1 protein-coding gene is annotated in these 520 nt (G+C 64.2%); it reads right to left on the reverse strand.

Features of this window, described 5'->3' with window-relative positions:
* On the reverse strand, positions 1-520 hold a 520-nt coding region (locus DAI20_RS20305), incomplete at both ends, for a D-alanyl-D-alanine carboxypeptidase family protein (RefSeq protein ID WP_168927722.1).

Below are 520 nucleotides of genomic sequence, written 5' to 3' on the forward strand. Positions count from 1 at the left end.
TCGCCGCGCTGGGCCGAGCTCATCAGGCAGTAACCGGCTTCCGAGGTGTGGCCGGTCTTGATGCCGTCCACGCTGCCATCGCGCCACAACAGCAGGTTGCGGTTCGGCTGCTTGATGTTGCCGACCTGGAATTCCTTGATCTTGTTGTACGCGTAGGTTTCCGGGTAATCACGCACCATCGCGCGGCCCAGCAGCGCCAGGTCGTAGGCGGTGCTGTGGTGGCCCTGTGCGGTCAGGCCGTGGGCGTTGACGAAGTGCGAGTCCTTCATGCCGATCTTGGCGGCGTAGCTGTTCATCAGCGACGCAAAGGCTTCTTCGCTGCCGGCCACGTGCTCGGCCAGGGCGATCGCGGCGTCATTGCCGGACTGGATCGCCATGCCCTTTTCCATGTCTTCCAGGCGCGCGGTCTGGTTGACCGGGAAGCCGCTGTAGCTGCCATCGGTACCCGCGCCACCTTCGCGCCAGGCGCGTTCGCTCATCATCACCTGGTCATCCGCACGGACCTTGCCGTTCTTGACCT

The sequence above is a fragment of the Planctomonas deserti genome (assembly GCF_003067705.1).
GTDB lineage: Bacteria > Actinomycetota > Actinomycetes > Actinomycetales > Microbacteriaceae > Planctomonas > Planctomonas deserti.